The following is a 15,861-nucleotide window of genomic DNA, read 5'->3' on the forward strand; positions in this document are numbered from 1 at the left end:
CCGCCCCCTGACGGCTCGGGGCCCTTCGTCGTCGGCCGATGTCCTCGGCCCCGCCCCGACCGGGTGGGCGGGCGCGGGGTTGGGGGGGGCGTCAGCCGACCAGGTTGAAGTCCTCGTCGAGGACCGTCCCGCGGTGCGGCTTGTAGAGGTCGTAGCCGCGCGGGTTGCACTGCAGGCCACCGTTGATGCACTGCTTGACGAGCGCCGCGAGGACGTCCGGCTCCCAGGCGTTGACGAAGTCGTAGTGCCACGACTGGTCCGAGCCGCTGGCCAGCCGCACGTCCGACATGTCACCGCTCACGGGCCAGGCGATCTTGAACTCGAGCATGGGCACCGCGACGGGGTGGGTCATGGGGCACTGCCCCGCGACGGGGTAGGCCATGTGCGTGCCGTGCCCCATGTGCGAGGCGGCGCCCGGCGTCAGGTGCTTGCCGTCCCAGCAGCTCGGCGACTGGTAGCGCAGGTTGAGCTGGCTGCCGGGGTCGCAGTGGTCGGGGATCGACCAGCTCTTGGAGATCTCGCCGCACTCCCAGCCCTCGACCGCTCCAGGGGCCGTGCGGAACGAGTCGACGGTCGCCATCATGTCGCCCGCCACGAACTCCAGGCCCGCGGGGAACGGCACGACCTTGGTGTAGTCGTCGATCCCGGACTTGTAGTAGATCGTCATCGGGATGTCCGGGGCGATCGGGGTGTCCCCGCGGTAGAGCGCGGGGAACCAGTAGGCCGAGTGGTCCTGCGGCACGGTGCACGTCGAGTCCGTGCTCGCGAAGAGCGACTCGGGCGTCGAGAAGGCGTCGGTCGACCGGTTGCCGACGAACGTGTGCAGGTGCGAGGCGCCCGGCTGGCCCGGGAACACGATCGGGTCGTCCTTCTCGAAGTGCGAGAACGAGCAGTTCGCCTGGAACTCGTGGTGCGTGACCTCGTCGTCGAACACCGGGGTCTCGGGCACCTCGACGGGCGTGCCGTCCCCGAAGACCTGGAGCTCGTACAGCGAGTAGCCGTAGCCCGTGGCGCGCTGGGTCCCGACGAGCTGGACGTAGCGACCCGTCGCGTCGACGTCGAGCGTCTGGAGCCCGCCCGTGCCGGCCGTGACGGTCGCCGCGGTGGTCCACGTCGTGGCGTCGTCCGACACCTGGATCGTGAACGCCCTGCCGTACGCGGCCTCCCAGTCGAGGACGACCGTGTCGAGCGCGAACGAGTCGCCCAGGTCCACGCGGAACCACTGGTCGTCGCCCGGTGAGCTCGCCCACCGGGTGGACCGGTCGCCGTCGACCGCGAAGCGCGGGCCGAGCCCGCCGGACTCCGAGCTCGACGCCTCGGTCAGCGCTCCCTGCGAGAGCAGGGTGCCCGGTGCGGCGCTGGCCGCTCCGGCCGCGCCGATCGCGATCGCGGACGAGGCGACCAGTGCGGCGGCCGAGAGCGAACCGACCAGGGCGCGGGTCCGTCGTCGGGCGCGGGGCAGGCCGTGGCGCTGCGGGGAGTCCCCGGGCGCTCGGCGGGACGTGAGAGTGGTGCGGTGCATGCTTCCTCCTGTGACGTCGTCGTCGGGAGGTCGCGCCGGAGCGCGACGCGCCCACCACCGTGCGGTGGCCCCCGGGCGCGGGTCCGGGTGGGAGCGGGGGCGCCGCTCCCACCCGGGGTCTCGTCAGCGCGCGTAGACGCCGAGCTCGAAGAGCGAGTAGCCCCACTCGGTGCCGCGCTCGGTGAGGTTCAGGCGCACGTAGCGCCCGGACCCCGCGACGTCGAGGTCGTCGACGCCGCCGTTGCCGCCCGTGACGGTCTTGACGGTCGACCACGTCGAGCCGTCGTCCGAGGTCTGGACCTCGTACGACTTCCCGTACGCCGCCTCCCACACGAGCTGGAGGTGGTCGAACGACCTGACCGAGCCCAGGTCGACCTGGAACCAGGCCGTCGGGCCCCACTGGCTGGCCCAGCGCGTGCCCAGGTCGCCGTCGACCGCGCGGGCGGCCGAGTAGTCGCCGTTCCACGGGTCGAAGCTCGACGCGGTGGCGGGCTTGCCCAGCGCGAGGTTGGTGCCCTGGACCGCAGGTGGGACCACGCGCAGCGACCTGGTCTCGACGCCCACGTTGCCCTGGCCGTCCTCGGCGAACACGTAGACCTTCCACACGCCGAGGCGCTCGGGCGCGGTGACCGTGAACTTCCCGGGAGCGGTCTGCGTGAGCGCGGTCCAGGCGAGCCCGCCGGCCCCGTCGATGTACTTGCTGTTGAAGAAGGCGACGTAGTTGATCGGGTCGCCGTCGGGGTCGGTCGCGGTCAGGTTCAGGTCCACCGAGGACCCGGCGACGACGCTCGTCGAGCCCGGCACGTCCATGCTCTGGATGCGGGGCGGGGTGTTCATGGCGGACGTGTCGACGCCCCACGCCCTGGCGATCGAGTAGTAGCCGAGGCGCTTGTTGTCGCCCGGGATCACGTTGAACCAGACACCGCCGAAGTCGCCCTCGGTGCCGTAGTGGAAGAACGTCGCGCCGAGCGCCTTGCCCTCGTGCTCCATGAGGCACTTCCAGGACGAGACGTACGCCGCGCCCTTCTCGATGTCGGTCGGCTCGTCGGGCACGCCGTTGACGTCGTCCGGCACCTCCCACTCGCCGGCCGCGCCGCCCTCGGTCAGCAGGTAGGGCTTGTCGTAGCCGCCGGCCTCCCAGTTCTCCCGGATGTTGCACACGTCGCCGTAGGCGTTGATCGAGAGCAGGTCGAGGTCCGGGGCGTTGGCCTTGAGGTACGGCCAGGCGCCGGCCCAGGCGTCGGTGTTGGTCGTGGGGTGGTTCGGGTCGATCCGGTGGATCGCGACGCTGACCTCGTTGACGAACGCGGCGTACGCGTTGCGCTCGGCCTCGAGGACCGTGCCCGAGAAGCAGTTCTGCAGGCCCAGGATCGCCTCGTTGCCGATGTTCCACATCAGGACGCCCGGGTGGTTCTTATAGGCCTCGACCCACTGGAGGATGTCGGCCTTGGTCGTCGCCTTGTAGCTCGTGTCGGTCGTGTAGCTGATGCACCCGCCCGAGCCCGGCCCGCCGCCCGGCAGCAGCCAGAAGCCCATGACCACGCGGACGTCGTGAGCGGCCGCGGAGTCGAGCAGCTGCTTGGTGTCGGCTCCCGTGCCCCACGTGCGGACCGTGTTGGCGCCCATGGCGACGAGCGGTGCCATGTAGTGGTCGGCCGAGGCGAACGACGGTCCCCAGGTGAAGCCCTTGACCGTGTACGGCTTGCCGTCGACCTGGAGGTCCCAGTCGCCGCTGCCGCCCACGACCTTCACGGTGCTCGGACCCGAGTCCGGCACGGGCACGTTCGGGTGGCCCGGGTTCACGTAGTCGGGGTCCGTCGGGTCGACGGGGTCGGTCGGGTCGACGGGATCGACAGGGCCGGCGCCCGGTGTGCCGAAGACCTTGAGCTCCCACAGGGAGCTCCCGTAGCCCGTGGCTCGCTGCGTCGCGAGGAGCCGCACGTAGCGGCCGGCTCCGGTGACGGCGAGCGTCTGGTCGCCGCCGGTCGAGCTCTGCGTCGAGTAGACGTCGGTCCAGGTCGTGGCGTCGTCGGAGACCTGGATCTGGAACGCCTTGGCGTGCGCCGACTCCCACTGGAGCTCGACGCGCTCGATCGTGGAGCGCTGCTGGAGATCGACCTGGATCCACTGGGGATCGGACCAGGCGCTGGCCCAGCGCGTGCCCGGGTTGCCGTCGACGGCTGCCGAGGCGGGCGTGTAGTCGGGGTTCTCGACCGACGACGCCGTGGCCGGCTTGCCCTGGGACAGCAGGGTCGGGGCCGCCTCGGCGGCTCCGACGGGTACCAGGGTCGCGGACGCGACGAGCAGCGACAGGGCGAGCGCGGTCAGGCTGCGCCGCCTGCTGCGCCGCGGTCTGGCAGGGGTGTGCGGGGGTCTCATGTTCTACCTCTCGGGGGAGACAGGAGTCCTGGCCGTCGTCGGCAGGCTCCGGGAATCAGTTCTTCGTCGAGCTGGATCCATCCGGGAGAGCGCTCTCATCCGAATTCGGAGTATTCCGACGTTCAGGAGGGCTGTCAAGGGAACGGTTCCCGAAAGTGTGCAGCGGGGTGAACTTCGAGAAGGCAGAACGGGCGGCGACCAGGACGGAGGAACGGCGGAATGCTGCCGGTTCGTCGCGTTGGCGCGCTGCACCTCGGCGGGAAAGCGCTATCCCGAGAATGCTAGCGTCACCCCTGTGACAGCACCTCGTCCCTCCGCCGGCCCGACGCTCGACGACGTCGCGCGCGTCGCCGGTGTCTCGCGCGCGACCGCGTCGCGCGTCATCAACGGCAAGCGCAAGGTCGCGCCCGCTCTCCAGGAGCTCGTGCAGAGCGCGGTCGCCGCGACGGGCTACTCCCCGCACCGGGCGGCCCGCACGCTCGTCACGCGACGCACCGGGAGCGTCGCGCTCGTGATCTCCGGCACGGATCCCGAGACGGACCCCGTGACCGACCCCGGCTCGGGCGGTAGCCGCTACGCGGGCCACGTGTTCGACGACCCGTTCTTCGGGCGGATCGTCGCGGGGATCGTCCGGGCCCTGCGCCCGCACGACGTGCACCCGGTCCTCATGCTCGCCGAGGACGACGCGGCCCGGGCGCAGGTCGTCTCCTACGTCCGCCAGGGCAACGCCGACGGCGTCCTGCACGTCTCGACCCGCGCCGACGACCCGCTGCCCGCCCTCCTGGTCGAGGTCGGGCGCCCCGCGGTGCTGTTCGCGCGCCCGTCGTCGCCGCTCCCGATCAGCTTCGTCGACCTGGCCAACCGGGACGGGGGAGCGCTCGCCGCGGAGCACTTCGTGGCCGACGGCAGGACGGCGCCGGCCGCGATCTCGGGACCGCTGGGGGTGCTCGCGGCGAACGACCGGCTCGCCGGGTTCCGGGACGCCCTCGCGCGGCGGGGCCATGCCTACGTGCCGTCGGTCGAGGGGAACTTCACGATCGAGAGCGGCGACGCCGCGATGCGGGCGCTGCTCGATCAGGTGCCCGGGGTCGACGCGGTCTTCGCGGGGAACGACCTCATGGCCCAGGGGGCGATCGACGTGCTGCACGAGGCCGGACGACGCGTGCCCGAGGACGTCGCGGTCATCGGGTTCGACGACACCGCCCTCGCACAGCGGGCCCGGCCCGCCCTGACGACCGTGCGCCAACCGGTCGAGGAGATGGCGGGCGAGATGGTCCGGCTCCTGCTCGAGCGCATCGAGGACCCGACGCTCGCGGTGCGCTCGGTGCTGTTCGAGCCCGCGCTCGTGGTGCGGGGCTCGGCCTGAGGTTCAGACCGGCGGCCCGCCCGGGCCGCGACGTCGTGTCGCGGACCCGGGCAGGCCGGCTGGTCACCCGGTCAGGAGGTCAGCAGGTCCTCCCGTCGAACGTCGCGGGCACGACCGTCGTGACGGCCGTCCCGTCGACGGTGCCCGTCGCGGTCACCGAGGTGCTGCCGGCCGAGACCGAGGCCGCCCGGGCGTTGAAGCTCTGTGCTGCGAGCCTGCCCCCCGCCACCTGGGAGAACGTCTTGGTGCCGTACGGCGTGGCGAGCGCGACGTCGACCGGCGCGCCCTCCTTGTTGGTCGCCGTGACCGCGAGCTGGACCTTGCCGGCCACGCAGCGCGTGACGGCCGTGGCCTGCACGTCGAGCGCCGGCGCGGGCGTCACGTCGACGCCGCCGTAGAAGGCGACGTAGCTCGGGATGGTGTCCGGTCCGTCGGCGCGCGGGCCGACCCCGTTGATGACGGCCTCGAAGATGCCCTCGCCGCCCAGGGAGACGACGAGCATGTTGTGCATCTTGACGCCGGCCACCTGGGGGACCTCGAAGCCGCCGTCGACGACGATCTCGGTCTCCTCGGTGTCGGACGTGAAGTTCGAGTAGGAGCCCAGGCCCCAGGCCTCGTGGTTCTTCACACCGTCCGCGACCTTGTAGGCCGCCCACCCGCGGGTGTCACCGTTCTGCCAGGCTGCCTGGTCCGGGACGTCGTACGGCAGCTCGTTCTGGTAGAACACGGTCTTGCCCCGCTCGCCGTTCCACAGGGTGTTGTACTTCTGGTAGTGCTCGACGAACAGGCCGTACGCCGAGACGTCGTCCCCGTTGACCACGAACCCGTAGTCGGACGTGTTGAGGTCCCAGCCGATGCCCTCGCCGTGGTCACCGCGCCACGACCACACGTGGTCGACGATGGTGTCGTCGGCGTTGATGATCATGGCCGCGTCGACCTTGCCCGCGACAGCACCGCCCACGCGCATGAACACGTCGTGCAGGACGATCGGGTCGTCCGAGTGGTCGGTGTGGACGCCCTCGTCGCCGACGACGAACAGCGCCGGGGACTCGGTGACCGCGGCGTCGAACAGGATGCCCGCGACCGTGATGCCGTCCTCGTCGGCCACGTGCATGCCGACGCCCCCGTGCTCGGGGATGATCGTCGCGTAGCCCAGGCCCAGGACGACCGTGCCGGGCCTGTCGACCTGGATCGTCTGGTCGACGCGGTAGACGCCCGGGGTCATGAGCAGGTTCTTGCCCGCGGCCAGGGCCGCGTTGATCTCGGCCGCGGTGTCGCCCTCCTTGGCCACGAAGAAGTCGTCGAGCGGGACCGACGTGCCGGCCGTGTGGCCGTTCTTCCAGGTGGTGCCGGTCGTGCCCTCGCGCAGCTCGGGGACGAACACGGCCCACTCGTCGCCGTCGAGGTAGAGGTAGGGCTTCTCGCGGACGGTGCCCGTCGTGTCGAGCCGGGTCACGGGGGGCTTGGGCCACGTCGCGGCCGTGGGCAGCGTGCCCTCGACGCCCGAGTAGACCATGTTCCAGACGCCGCCCTTCCACTCGCCGACCGAGCTGTCGCGGGCGTACCACTGCTGCTGCGTCCAGGACTCGACGACCCCGGTCACGTTGGTGTCGGCGATGTAGCCGCCCGACGACCAGCCGTAGGCCGACGAGTCGAGCTGGAGGCCGCCGTTGACCTGGATGCGGCGGAACGGTGCCGCCTGGGACGTGGCCCAGCGGGCCATGCCGTCGTCGGGCGTGATCGACAGGTTCTCGGCCGAGCGCCAGAAGTTCTGGGTCGCGTTGCCGCCGAACCACTGCGCGTCGACCCAGTCGCCGCCCTTCACGGTCACGTCGGTCGGGTCCTGGCCGACACCCGAGAGCGAGGTGTAGAAGCCGATGCGCGCGTCGACCTCGTACTCACCGGGCGTGAAGAGGAACTGGTACCGGCCGGGGCCGAACTGGTCCTGCTCCTGCTGGGCGAACACGGTGTCGATCTGGTGCTGGATCGCGGAGTCCGGCATCGAGGGGTCGAACACGAGGACGTTCGGGCCGAACAGGTCGGTCGTCGGGTCGATCGAGGCGCCGGGGGTCAGAACGCGGAACTCGTACATCGAGTACCCGAACGTCGTGCCGCGCGCGACGCCCTGCCAGCGCACGTAGCGCGCCGAGGTCGTGTCGAACGTGACGACGTCGGTCCCGCCGTCCTGGTTGCGCGCCTGGGCGGCAGTGGTCCACGTGGAGCCGTCGGTCGAGAGCTCGATGTCGTAGTCCTTGCCGTACGCGCCCTCCCAGAGGATGCTCACGCCACAGACCTCGTCGGTCTCGCCCAGGTCCACCTGCAGCCACTCGTCGTCCTGGCCCGTCCACGTGGTCGTGTCGAGCACCGAGCCCCAGCGGGTGCTGGTGTTCTGGTCGACGGCCTTGGCCGGGGTCGAGTCGCCCTGCTGCGACGAGGCCGTCGCGGTCGCGCCTGCGGTCACGTCGGTCAGGCAGGCCGTGGGGTTGGTGGGGTCCACCGGGTCCACGGGGTCCACCGGCCCGCCTGCGGGCTCGCCGAACACGCGGAACTCCCACAGCGAGTAGCCGTACCCCGTGCCGCGGACGTCGCCGAGGAGGCGGACGTAGCGGCCGGCGCCGTCGACGTCGAGCACGTCCGCCCCACCGTCGCCGTTCGTCACGGTGCTCAGGGTGGTCCAGGTCGTGCCGTCGTCGGAGGTCTGGATCCGGTACCCCTTGCCGTAGGCGCCCTCCCAGTCGAGCTCGACCCGGTCGATCGTGGCCCGCTGACCCAGGTCCACCTGGATCCACTGCGGGTCGGCGGCCAGGCTCGACCAACGGCTGCCGCCGTCGCCGTCGAACGCCTCGCCGGCCTGGTAGCCGTCGGGCGACTGCGTCGAGGACGCCGTCGCGGGCTTGCCCTGGGACAGGAGCGTGGGGCCGTCGGCCGCTGCCGCGGGGACGAGCGGGACCGCGAGGCCCGCCGCGGCGACCGCCAGGGCGAGGGCCGCTCCGGCTCCTCGGCGGGACGGGCGTCTCCGGCGCTGCGGGACGGGTGCCGCGGGCGGCACGGTGGGAAGGGGCGAGAAGGGCATCGGTTCTCTCCTAGGTCGTCGTCGACCGCGTCCGGGCTCTACGCCGAGCAGGACGCACGTCGTGAGAGAGCGCTCTCTCACGATGTCGGCCAGTATTCAGGTGAGGGGGTCCGGCGTCAAGAGAGCGCTCTCCCGCGTTCTTCGCGGCAGCCGGACGCGACCCGACGCGCGGGGCGGCGCTCCGCCGTCGGGCCCGTGGCTGTCCCAGGAGCGCGCTCCGCGCTGCTAGCCTCGCCCCATGCGTGAGGACGGCCGAGTCTCGACGCCCCCGACGCTCGAGGACGTCGCCCGGGTGGCGGGAGTCTCGCGCGCCACGGTGTCCCGGGTGATCAACCAGAAGCGCCAGGTCGCGCCCGACCTCAAGGCGGTCGTCGAGAAGGCGATCGTCGAGACGGGCTACGTGCCCAACCGCGCGGCCCGTTCGCTCGTCACGGGCAGGACGGGCACGGTCGCGGTCGTGATCTCGGGCGTCGACCCGGAGATCGAGGGCAACCAGATGACCGGGCAGGTCTTCGCGGACCCGTTCTTCGGCCGGATCGTCGCGGCGTTCGTGCGCGCCCTGCGCCCCCACGACCTGCACCCCGTGCTCATGCTCGCCGAGACCGACGACGCGCGCGCCCAGGTCATGACCTACCTGCGCCAGGGCAACGCCGACGGCGCGCTCCTCGTGGCCGCCCAGGCCGACGACCCGCTGCCCGGCATGCTCGTCGAGGCCGGCCAGCGCGCGGTCCTGTTCGCGCGGCCCGAGCCCGCGCTGCCCATCAGCTTCGTCGACGTCGCCAACCGCGACGGCGCGCGGCTCGCGGCCAAGCACCTCATCGAGCGCGGCTGCGACGAGCTCGCGGTCATCTCGGGCCCCTCGGGCCTCTACGCGGCCGAGGAGCGCCTCGCGGGCTTCCGTGACGAGGTCTCCCGGCACGGTCGCGCATACGTCCCCGAGGTCGCGGGCGAGTTCACGCTCGAGGGCGGGGAGGCCGCGATGGAACGTCTCCTCGACACGGTCCCCGGGCTCGACGGCGTGTTCGCGGCGAACGACTACATGGCGCAGGGTGCCGTGCACGCGATCCAGGCCCGCGGCCTGCGCGTCCCCGAGGACGTCGCCGTGGTCGGGTTCGACGACAGCTCGATCGCGCCCCTGTGCCGCCCGGCGCTGACGAGCGTGCGCCAGCCCGTCGAGGAGATGGCGGCCGAGATGGCCCGGCTCCTCATCGGGCAGATCGCCGAGGGCGACCGCCAGGTGCGCTCGGTCGTGTTCGACCCGACCCTCGTGGTGCGCGACTCGGCCTGAGAAAGCCCGAGACCCCGACCTGACCCGGGGTGCAGAATGGCAGCATGCCTCTTGCACCCCGCTACCTCGCTGCCGACGACCGCTACGAGTCCATGACGTACCGGCGCTCCGGTCGCAGCGGCCTCGCCCTCCCCGCACTGTCGCTGGGCCTCTGGCACAACTTCGGTGACGTCAACCCGTTCGACAACCAGCGCGCGATCCTGCGCCGCGCGTTCGACCTGGGGATCACGCACTTCGACCTCGCGAACAACTACGGCCCGCCCTACGGCTCGGCCGAGGAGAACTTCGGGCGCCACCTCGCGCGCGACCTGCGCCCCTACCGCGACGAGCTCGTGATCTCGAGCAAGGCCGGCTACGACATGTGGCCCGGCCCCTACGGTGACGGCGGCTCGCGCAAGTACCTGCTGTCCTCGCTCGACCAGTCGCTCGCCCGCATGGGTCTCGACTACGTCGACATCTTCTACTCGCACCGGTTCGACCCCACGGTCCCGCTCGCCGAGACCATGGGCGCGCTCCACACGGCCGTGGTGAGCGGGCGTGCGCTGTACGTCGGCGTCTCCAACTACTCGCCGTCGCAGACGCGCGAGGCCGCGCAGATCCTCGCGGACCTCGGCACGCCGCTGCTCATCCACCAGCCCAGCTACTCGATGTTCAACCGGCACGTCGAGCTGCCCGAGGCGGGGCACGACGACGGCGAGAACCTGCTGGACGTCGTCGAGGACCTCGGCGTCGGCACGATCGTCTTCTCGCCGCTCCAGCAGGGTCTGCTGACGGACCGCTACCTCTCGGGCGAGGTGCCCGCGGACTCGCGCGCCGCCGTCGGGCACTTCCTCAAGCCCACCGCGATCTCCGAGACGTACCTCGAGCGTGCCCGTGCGCTGAACGAGATCGCTGCCGGACGCGGCCAGTCGCTCGCGCAGCTCGCGCTGAGCTGGGTCCTGCGCGACGAGCGCATCACCTCGGCGCTCGTGGGTGCGAGCAGCGTCGCCCAGCTCGAGAACAACGTCGCGGCGCTCGACGCGCCCGCTCTCACGGCCGAGGAGATCGCGGCGATCGAGCCGTTCGCGGTCGACGGCACGACGCGCTGAGCCCGCTGGCCTGACGGCCGGTCGGGCGGCGTCGAGCCGTCCGACCGGCCGGGGGGTCCGGCTCCCGGGGGAGAGCCGGGCCGGGTCGCTGTGCTCAGCTCCAGCGCTGGACCGCGAGCGGTGCCGCCTCGGCCAGCTCACGGACCACGGGGTGCTCGCTCTCGGCGAGCACCTGCTGGAGCGGGCCGGACTCGACGAACTCGCCGTCGACCAGCAGGTGCGCGGACGCCGTCATGCGGTGGACCAGCTCGAGGTCGTGGGACACCAGGAGCACGCCCGTCCCGAGCTGGGCTGCGGCGTCCTTGACGCGACCGGCGATCTCGCCGCGCATGGTCGGGTCGAGCGCGGTGAGGGGCTCGTCGAGCAGCAGGATGTCGGGACGCGTCGCGAGGGCCCGTGCCAGGGCCACACGCTGGCGCTCGCCACCGGACAACGTGCGCAGGGGACGGTCGGCGTAGCGGTGCTCGAGCGCGACGAGGTCGAGCAGGTCCTCGATCGACTGGCCCGAGGGACGCCCGCCCTTGCGGGCGTCGGTCAGCCCGGACTTGAGCACGTGCGTCACGTTGCTCGCGGGGTCGATCCCGGGCAGGCCGTCCTGCGACACGCGCCGCACGGCGGCCTTGAACGTCTTCTTGTCGCGTCGGCCCAGGCGGGTCACGGTGCGCCCGCCCCACGTCACGGTCCCGCTCGACGGCTTGATCTCGCCGAGCAGCGCGCTGATGAAGGTCGACTTCCCGACGCCCGACGGTCCCACGATCCCCACGGGGGCCTGGCCCGCGGAGAGCTCGATCGAGACGCCGCGCAGGACGTCGGCGCCGCCGTGCCCGGCCCAGAGGTCGCGCGCCTGGAGGGTGTGGGTCGTCGTCATGCGCGGTCCTTCCGAGGGTGGGTCAACCGGTGCGGGGGCGTGGGTGTCCCCGTTGGTCCAACGAACGACGGTACCCGCGTTCTCCCGGTCGGCGGTGCGGCGCAGGTCACACCGGCGCCGCCCCGAGGTCGTCGCGGGGTGGGCTCAGTCGCTCGTCGTCCACGCCGAGGGCGCCGCGACCACGTCCCGCAGCACCGTGCGCGCGCCGCCGATCATGGCCGCGTGCCCGGCCACGAGCGCGGGCCGCAGGTCGAGCTCGGTCCACGGCGACGCGAGGACGCGTGTCGTGAGCTCGGTCGTCAGGGCCTCGCGCAGGTGGGGCAGCAGGTCGGTGTAGATCCCGCCGAGCAGCACGGTCTCGATGTCGATGAGGTTCACGAAGTTCGCGAGCGCGCGCCCCAGCGCGGTCCCGGCCGACGAGGCGGCGTCGAGGGCCGACGGCGTGCCCTCCTCGAGCGCGTCGAGGAACCTCTCGACGGGGGCGTCGAGGGGGATGCCGGCCGCGCGCAGCATCGCGTCCTTGCCCGCGTACTGCTCGAGGCAGCCCGTGGCCCCGCACAGGCACCGGGGCCCGTGCGGGTCGACCACGACGTGCCCGATCTCGCCGCTCCAGCCCCGGTTGCCCAGGAAGAGCTCGCGGTCGATCACGATCGCGGAGCCGATGCCCACCTCGCCCGAGACGTACAGGAACGACGACGGCACGGGGGGAGCGGCGCCGTCGGGCCCGGGGAGCGGCACGCGGGGCTCGCCCTCGCCCGGCGGGACCGGGGCCACGAGCTGCGCGAGCCCCGCGAGGTTGGCCTCGTTGGCGATCTCGACCGGGAGGCGCTCGGGCAGGCCGAGCAGCGGGACGGGCAGGAACGAGGACCAGCCGAGGTTGGGTGCGACCTGGAGGCGGCCCGCACGCGCGTCGACCAGGCCGGGCAGGGCGAGCCGAGCGCCCGCGACCTGCATGTCCTGGGACTCGACCTCCTCGACGAGACGGCGGGCCAGCGCGCCCAGGCGTCCGAGGACCTCGGCGGGGTCGCTGCCGTGCAGGTCGCCCGGGACGACCTCCTGCGCGACGACCTGTCCGGTGAGGTCGAGGACCGTGCCGCCCAGGTAGTCGACGTTGACCTCGAGCCCCAGGCCGACCACGGTCCGCTCGGCGGGCGTGAGCGGGACGGCGGGGCGGCCCGCGCGCAACGGTGTCGCGGGCGGGAGCTCGCGCACGAGCCGCGCCTCGATGAGCTGGTCGACCAGCACCGACACGGTGGCGCGGGTCAGGCCCGTGGTCCCGGCGATGTCCGCGCGCGAGCGGGGGGTCGTGGCGTCGAAGATCGCCTGCGAGACCAGGGCGAGGTTGTACTCGCGCAGGGTGTGCTGGCGGGCGGCCGTGGAGCGCCCCCGGGTGGGCGTCCTGACGCTGGTCGAGGACTCGTCGCGGTTCACGTCTTGACCTTACCGACAGGACCACATAAGTTCATCCATACAACAAATGGCGGCCTGCTCGACCGAGGAGCCGGCCCATCTCGACGAGGAGACTGTCGTGGCTGACGCGATCGACCAGAACATCAACTTTTCCTTCGGCCTGTGGACCGTGGGGTGGACCGGTCAGGACCAGTTCGGCGGAGCCAGCCGCCCCCACCTCGACCCGGCCGAGTCCGTCCGCAAGCTCGCGGACCTCGGCGCGTGGGGCTTCACGTTCCACGACGACGACGTGGTGCCCTTCGGCTCCGACGACGCGACCCGCGAGCAGCTCCTCGGCGAGGTCAAGAAGGCCGCCGACGAGACCGGCCTGACCATCGAGATGGTCACGACGAACCTGTTCAGCCACCCGGTCTTCAAGGACGGCGGCCTGACCTCGAACGACCGCGGCGTGCGCCGCTACGCGCTGCGCAAGGTGCTGCGCAACGTCGACCTCACGGCGTCGCTCGGCGCCAAGACGTTCGTCATGTGGGGCGGCCGCGAGGGCACCGAGTACGACGGCGCCAAGGACCTCCACTCCGCGCACGAGCGCTACGCCGAGGGTCTCGACCTCACGGCCGCGTACATCAAGGACCAGGGCTACGACATCAAGATCGCGCTCGAGCCCAAGCCCAACGAGCCCCGCGGCGACATCTTCCTCCCGACCATCGGGCACGCGCTCGCGCTCATCGCGAAGCTCGAGCACGGCGACATCGTGGGCCTCAACCCGGAGACGGGCCACGAGCAGATGGCGGGCCTGAACTACACGCACGGCCTCGCGCAGGCGCTGTGGGCCGGCAAGCTCTTCCACATCGACCTCAACGGCCAGCGGTCCATCAAGTTCGACCAGGACCTCGTGTTCGGCCACGGCGACCTGCTCTCCGCGTTCTTCACGGTCGACCTCGTCGAGAACGGCTTCCCGAACGGCGGGCCCCGCTACGAGGGCCCCCGCCACTTCGACTACAAGCCCTCGCGCACCGAGAACGAGGTCGGCGTCTGGGACTCCGCCAAAGCCAACATGGAGACCTACTCGATGCTCGCGCGCAAGTCCGCCGAGTACCGGGCCGACCCCGAGGTCCAGGCCGCGTTCAAGCACTCGGGCGTGTTCGAGCTCGGTGAGACCACGCTGGGCGCGGGAGAGTCCGTCGCCGACCTGCTCGCGGACCGCTCGGCCTACGAGGAGTTCGACGTCGAGGCCGCCGCCGAGCGCGACTTCGGCTTCGTGCGCCTCAACCAGCTCGCGCTCAAGCACCTGATCGGCTGATGAGGGGCGCAATCGTGCCGGCCGCGGCCACGCGCGGGGGTGCGGCATGACCGGCGGTCTCGTCGCGGGGGTCGACTCGTCGACGCAGTCCTGCAAGGTCGTCGTCCGTGACGCCGTGACCGGGGCGCTCGTGCGCTCCGGCTCGGCGTCGCACCCCGACGGCACCGAGGTCTCGCCCGACGCCTGGTGGACGGCGTTCCGCAGCGCGGTCCAGGTCGCGGGCGGGCTCGACGACGTCGCGGCCCTGGCCGTGGGCGGGCAGCAGCACGGCATGGTCGTCCTCGACGCCGACGGCGAGGTGATCCGTCCCGCGCTCCTGTGGAACGACACCCGTTCGGCCGGTGCCGCGGTCGACCTGATCCGCGAGCTCGGTGACGGGGACCCCGGCGCCGGCGCCAAGGCGTGGGCCGAGGCCGTCGGCTCGGTGCCCGTCGCGTCGCTCACGGTCACCAAGCTGCGCTGGCTGCGCGACGCGGAGCCCGAGAACGCCGCGCGCGTCGCGGCCGTCGCGCTCCCGCACGACTGGCTGACGTGGCGGATCGCCGGCTACGGCCCGCGGAGCGAGGGCCTCGAGCCCGACCTCGGCGCGCTCGTGACCGACCGTTCCGACGCCTCGGGCACGGGGTACTTCGACGCCTCGGCCGAGGGCGGGCGCGGTGCGTACCGCACCGACCTGCTCGAGCTCGCGCTCGGGCGCTCGGACGTCGTGCTGCCCCGGGTCCTCGGCCCGGGCGAGGACGGCGGGGTGGCCTCGGCCGCCGTGGCCGGTGCTGCGGTGACCGGTGGGGCCCTGATCGGCCCCGGTGCCGGGGACAACGCGGCCGCGGCCCTGGGGCTCGGCATGGGCGCGGGCGACGTCGCGGTCTCGATCGGGACCTCGGGAGTCGTCTCGGCGATCGCCACGTCGGCCACGGCCGACGCGAGCGGGCTCGTCAACGGCTTCGCCGACGCCACGGGCAACTTCCTGCTGCTCGGGGTGACCCTCAACGCGAGCCGCGTCCTCGACGCGACCGCGCGGGTGCTGGGCGTGGATCACGCGGGCCTGTCCCGGCTCGCGCTCCAGGCGCCCGCGGGGGCGGACGGGCTCGTGCTCGTCCCGTTCCTCGAGGGCGAGCGCACGCCCAACCGTCCTGACGCGAGCGGCACGCTGCACGGCATGCGGTTGTCCACCATGACGCCCGAGCACCTTGCGCGGGCGTCGGTCGAGGGCATGCTGTGCGGCCTGGCCGACGGTCTCGACGCCCTGCGCGAGCAGGGGGTCCGGGTCGAGCGGCTGCTGCTGATCGGCGGCGGCGCGCAGTCCGAGGCGGTCCGGCGCATCGCGCCGCAGGTCTTCGGCCTGCCCGTCGCGGTCCCCGAGCCGGGCGAGTACGTGGCCGACGGCGCCGCTCGCCAGGCAGCCTGGGTGCTGTCGGGTGCGGCGGAGGCCCCGAGGTGGGAGACGTCGTCGAGCAGCGGCTACGACGCGGCCCCCGAGCCCGGGATCCGTGCGCGGTACGCGGCGGTGCGCGACCTGACCTGAGAAGGTTGTCGCTGAGTGCGGAGCTCTTGTGCGACACGCCAGGCG

10 protein-coding genes are annotated in these 15,861 nt (G+C 72.4%); 5 read left to right on the forward strand and 5 right to left on the reverse strand.

Features of this window, described 5'->3' with window-relative positions:
• Nucleotides 1-91: 91 nt before the first annotated feature.
• The gene (locus ACFWFR_RS10040) at nucleotides 92-1,522 is read right to left on the reverse strand and encodes a DUF1996 domain-containing protein (protein WP_377622763.1); all 1,431 of its coding nucleotides are present in this window, start codon (nucleotides 1,520-1,522) and stop codon (nucleotides 92-94) included.
• A gap of 123 nt (nucleotides 1,523-1,645) precedes the next feature.
• Complete coding sequence (locus ACFWFR_RS10045) at nucleotides 1,646-3,901, reverse strand: discoidin domain-containing protein (protein ID WP_377622765.1); 2,256 nt, start codon at nucleotides 3,899-3,901, stop codon at nucleotides 1,646-1,648.
• Between the two features lie 295 nt (nucleotides 3,902-4,196).
• Here ACFWFR_RS10045 and ACFWFR_RS10050 point away from each other — a divergent pair, with 295 nt between their 5' ends.
• The gene (locus ACFWFR_RS10050; protein WP_377622767.1) at nucleotides 4,197-5,267 is read left to right on the forward strand and encodes a LacI family DNA-binding transcriptional regulator; all 1,071 of its coding nucleotides are present in this window, start codon (nucleotides 4,197-4,199) and stop codon (nucleotides 5,265-5,267) included.
• Between the two features lie 79 nt (nucleotides 5,268-5,346).
• Here ACFWFR_RS10050 and ACFWFR_RS10055 read toward each other — a convergent pair whose 3' ends face one another.
• Complete coding sequence (locus tag ACFWFR_RS10055; RefSeq protein ID WP_377622768.1) at nucleotides 5,347-8,340, reverse strand: discoidin domain-containing protein; 2,994 nt, start codon at nucleotides 8,338-8,340, stop codon at nucleotides 5,347-5,349.
• A gap of 238 nt (nucleotides 8,341-8,578) precedes the next feature.
• Here ACFWFR_RS10055 and ACFWFR_RS10060 point away from each other — a divergent pair, with 238 nt between their 5' ends.
• Together ACFWFR_RS10060 and mgrA are read left to right on the forward strand one after the other, a co-directional pair.
• Complete coding sequence (locus tag ACFWFR_RS10060) at nucleotides 8,579-9,628, forward strand: LacI family DNA-binding transcriptional regulator (RefSeq protein WP_377622770.1); 1,050 nt, start codon at nucleotides 8,579-8,581, stop codon at nucleotides 9,626-9,628.
• Between the two features lie 44 nt (nucleotides 9,629-9,672).
• Nucleotides 9,673-10,716 (forward strand): L-glyceraldehyde 3-phosphate reductase, encoded by a 1,044-nt coding sequence (mgrA, locus tag ACFWFR_RS10065; protein WP_191806020.1) that lies wholly within the window; start codon nucleotides 9,673-9,675, stop codon nucleotides 10,714-10,716.
• A gap of 94 nt (nucleotides 10,717-10,810) precedes the next feature.
• Here mgrA and ACFWFR_RS10070 read toward each other — a convergent pair whose 3' ends face one another.
• Complete coding sequence (locus ACFWFR_RS10070) at nucleotides 10,811-11,584, reverse strand: ABC transporter ATP-binding protein (RefSeq protein WP_377622772.1); 774 nt, start codon at nucleotides 11,582-11,584, stop codon at nucleotides 10,811-10,813.
• Nucleotides 11,585-11,728: 144 nt separating this feature from the next.
• Nucleotides 11,729-13,015 (reverse strand): ROK family protein, encoded by a 1,287-nt coding sequence (locus tag ACFWFR_RS10075; RefSeq protein WP_377622773.1) that lies wholly within the window; start codon nucleotides 13,013-13,015, stop codon nucleotides 11,729-11,731.
• A 97-nt stretch (nucleotides 13,016-13,112) separates the two neighbouring features.
• Here ACFWFR_RS10075 and xylA point away from each other — a divergent pair, with 97 nt between their 5' ends.
• Both xylA and ACFWFR_RS10085 read left to right on the forward strand, forming a co-directional pair.
• Entirely contained in the window at nucleotides 13,113-14,294 is a 1,182-nt protein-coding gene (gene xylA, locus ACFWFR_RS10080; RefSeq protein ID WP_318244696.1) for a xylose isomerase, read from the forward strand.
• A 46-nt stretch (nucleotides 14,295-14,340) separates the two neighbouring features.
• Nucleotides 14,341-15,816 carry a xylulokinase gene (locus ACFWFR_RS10085; RefSeq protein ID WP_377622774.1) on the forward strand — a complete coding sequence of 492 codons (1,476 nt, stop codon included), beginning with the start codon at nucleotides 14,341-14,343 and terminating at the stop codon, nucleotides 15,814-15,816.
• Nucleotides 15,817-15,861 lie beyond the last annotated feature (45 nt).

The organism is Oerskovia sp. NPDC060287 (assembly GCF_042726775.1).
GTDB classification, from domain to species: Bacteria; Actinomycetota; Actinomycetes; order Actinomycetales; family Cellulomonadaceae; genus Oerskovia; species Oerskovia merdavium.